Origin of the sequence: Vibrio sp. OPT46, assembly GCF_015163535.1 — a bacterium.
Taxonomy (GTDB): domain Bacteria; phylum Pseudomonadota; class Gammaproteobacteria; order Enterobacterales; family Vibrionaceae; genus Vibrio; species Vibrio alginolyticus.
Map to the genome: position 1 here is coordinate 32,713 of NZ_JADDYG010000589.1, position 3,768 is coordinate 36,480.

The 3,768-nt window shown below is 45.5% G+C and carries 2 protein-coding genes; both read left to right on the forward strand.

The annotated features are described in order from the left end of the window. The coding region (locus tag IQR33_RS34100) for an EAL domain-containing protein (protein ID WP_228014084.1) at window positions 1-1,160 on the forward strand (1,160 nt) is incomplete at its 5' end. Between the two features lie 15 nt (window positions 1,161-1,175). Beyond that, the gene (locus IQR33_RS23460; protein ID WP_005374556.1) at window positions 1,176-3,290 is read left to right on the forward strand and encodes a type I secretion system permease/ATPase; all 2,115 of its coding nucleotides are present in this window, start codon (window positions 1,176-1,178) and stop codon (window positions 3,288-3,290) included. Window positions 3,291-3,768 lie beyond the last annotated feature (478 nt).

Sequence of the window (3,768 nt, forward strand, 5' to 3'; positions counted from 1 at the left end):
TCAACCAAATTGACCAATGGCTTGCAGAGCAAACGCAAGGGGGTATCGCGCTACTCCATGCTGAATACATTGGGGACATTTACGAGACCAAAGATTACCAACGCGCAGATGCCCACGTTAAAGAACTGTCTCAACGTTTGAAAAACACCATTGATGTTCCGGGTGCCACTATTGCTCGCTTATCTAGTGATGAGTTCGGCTTGCTTTTCCCTCATATGGATGAGAGCGAGTTACGCATTTTATCGGACAGCATCGTCAATTGTGTGAACGGCCTAAATACTGACCCAACAGGCTTAGCAAAACCTAAAGCGTCACTAGGGGTTGCACACAGCAAAGATCAGAAAACGCGCTCTGAAATCCTCTCGATGGTGGACAACGCACTATCGAAAGCCAAAGCGCAACCAGACAAGCCATACGGCTTCATTGGCAGTGATACACCTTCTAGTTTGATGGGTAAACAGCAATGGAAAGCGTTGGTTGAAGAAGCCATTCATAGTGATTGGGTTAAATTCCGTTTCCAAGCTGCGAAAAACACATGGGGTAAAGTATTCCACAACGAAGTATTTTCAAGCATCGAAAAAGATGGTGAAACGTATCGTGCGAATCAATACCTATTCGCACTAGAACAGTTAGACGCCACCAACATCTTTGACCAGTATGTCATTGAATCAATGATTAAGATGCTAGAAAGTGGTGAACTTAATGACCCAGTCGCGATTAACATCGCGCAAAGCAGCTTGTCTCAACCATCGTTTATTCGCTGGACAACTAGCATGCTGGAAAAACACGCCAAAGTGGCCTCTAAGCTACACTTTGAAATTCCAGAGGAATGCTTTATCGATCAGCCTCACCACACAGCACTGTTATGTAATGCCATTCGCCAATCAGGTGCTGAGTTCGGCGTAGATAACTACGGACGTAACTTCCAATCTTTGGAATACATCCAAGAGTTCCGCCCGAACTATGTGAAGCTCGATTACCTATTCACACACAACTTGCACGACGAAAAACAGAAATTCACGCTAACGTCGATCTCTCGTACTGCCCACAACCTTGGTATTACGACTATCGCATCGCGTATCGAAACTCAAATCCAGTTGGACTTCCTCACTGAACATTTTGTTGAGGTATTCCAAGGATTCATCGTCGACAAGGAATAAAAAGGTTTATCAACGATGAAAGACCCTTTACTGAATTCGCTCATCTACGTTAGCCGTTACTATGGGTTAGCTAACTCGCCAGAAGCGCTAGTCAACGGACTACCGCTATCTGACGGTAAACTGACCCCATTTTTGCTACCAAGAGCAGCGGAAAGGGCCGGATTGGTTGCCAAGGAAAACCGCGCAGAGCTGGAGAGCATCTCTAGCCTAATTCTGCCAGCAATCTTAGTTCTTAAAGGCGGTGACTCTTGCGTTCTCAACAGCATCAATATGGAGAAACGCGAGGCCGAAGTCACCACCCTAGAAAGTGGAATGGTGCCGATCTCTATTCCATTAGAAGACCTACTTGAGCAATACACTGGTCGGTACTTTTTAGTTAAAAAGCAATTCCGTTTCGATGAGCGCTCTCCCGAAGTGCTCAAAACCAACGAAGGCCACTGGTTCTGGTCAACCTTGTGGCAGTCAAAACGCATCTACCGTGATGTTTTAATCGCATCACTTCTCATCAACCTCTTTGCGGTTGCCGCTCCGCTATTCACTCGCTTGGTGTACGACAAAGTGGTTCCGAATCTTGCGTTTGAAACCCTATGGGTACTAGCAAGCGGCATCTTTGTCGTGTTCCTGTTCGACTTCATTCTCAAGTCGCTGAGAAATTACTTCATTGATGTGGCGGGCAAGAAGTCTGACATTCTGATTTCATCCAAACTGTTCAGCAAAGTGATGGGGATTAGAATGGAATCGAAGCCGCCTTCGGTCGGTGCCTTCGCTCGCCATTTACAAGAATTCGAATCTATTCGAGAGTTTTTTACTTCAGCGACCGTCAGTGCTCTCATTGATTTGCCTTTTGCCATTTTATTCTTAGTGATTATATGGCTAATGGCTGGCGATCTTGTGTATGTACCGATGGTGGGCGTGGTCATTTTGATTATTCACTCGCTACTGATACAAGGGCCGCTGCGCCGCTCCATTGAGGAGGGTTCACGCCTAGCATCGCAAAAATATGCCAATTTGATAGAGAGCTTGGCTGGGTTAGAAACCGTAAAAATGCTCAGTGCGCAAAGCCAATTCCAATACCGCTGGGAAGAGGCAGTTGCGCACATGGCGAACTGGAATATAAAAAGCCGCCGAATTACGGATAGCATTCAAAACGCAGCAGGTTTTGTGCAGCAAAGTAGTAACGTAGGGATGATCATCCTAGGCGTTTACTTGATTGCAGAGGGCGACTTAACCATGGGTGGTTTGATTGCCGCAACCATGCTTAGCGGCCGCGCGATAGGTCCTTTGGTTCAGTTATCCTTACTCTCTACGCGCTACAACCAAGCGAAGTCTTCTATGACAATTATCAATCAAGTCATGGAAATGCCGGATGAACAAGAAGAAGGTAAACGTTACATTCACCGTCCAATAGTACAAGGCAAAATTGAACTTGAACGCGTGACCTTCCACTACCCAGATTCACCGGTGGCGTCGATTCGAGATTTGAGCTTGACCATTAACCCAGGCGAAAAAGTAGCGATCATAGGCCGTATCGGTTCGGGTAAAACCACGTTAGAACGTCTCATCATGGGCTTGTATCAGCCGACGGAAGGTCATGTTCGCATTGATGATACCGACATCGCACAGCTGCATCATGTCGACATTCGCCGTAATATTGGTTGTGTGCCGCAAGATTCGAATCTGTTCTTTGGTTCTATCCGCGACAACATTACGCTAGGTCGCCCATTAACCGATGACCGTGACGTACTAGACGCAGCGAATCGTGCCGGTGTTACTGCGTTTACGCAATCTGACCCAGCGGGCTTAGAACGCCAAGTTGGTGAAGGTGGTGCAATGCTTTCGGGTGGTCAACGTCAAGCAGTCACGATCGCTCGTGCATTTTTGGGTCGTCCTCCTGTTCTACTCATGGATGAACCAACCAGTGCGATGGATAATCGCTCAGAGATGCACATTAAACATCAATTAGCACAGTTGAAACCTAGTGAAACGCTGATTCTGATTACGCATAAAACGTCTATGCTCGACATCGTTGATCGCGTAATTGTGATGGAGAAAGGCAGCATCATCGCAGATGGCCCTAAAGCGCAAGTGCTGAACGATTTGAAACAAGGCAAAGTGCGTGCGGTTAGCTAGCCTGAATTCACATTGATAAAAGACAAGGGCCCCGTTTAACTTGTGTTTAACGGGGCTTATTTTATTGTGAGCCCGAGATAATTAAGTTCTTCAAGCGCGACCCAAACGAGTACAAGGCCAACAATCACGAATAAAATCATAATCGCCTTTTCATCTTCTTCCATTTTTCAACGCCCTAAAAGCTATTTCAATTAATACACCTTAGGTTATCAGGACAAAAGTCATATTCAGCTCGTTTATAAGGAACTAGCGTCATAGAATGTCGGATATGGGATACAGCTCAAAGATTGCTCTCTTCAAAATCACGTCAGCTTTGATTGAATATAAGTAATGAAGCCAAAAAGTTCGTAATGCTCACTAAGTCTTTGATTAACTTATACAGTACTCTGTGGTACCTCAACACAGAGACAAATGGTGTAAAGAAAAATTGTGATTACTTACAGCAAAAAATCAGCTATAAAAGCCGCTTTCTAGATAT

Excerpts from the sequence above, each read along its gene's own strand:
- IQR33_RS23460 (WP_005374556.1), top strand. The coding sequence starts at position 1,176 with ATGAAAGACCCTTTACTGAATTCGCTCATCTACGTTAGCCGTTACTAT.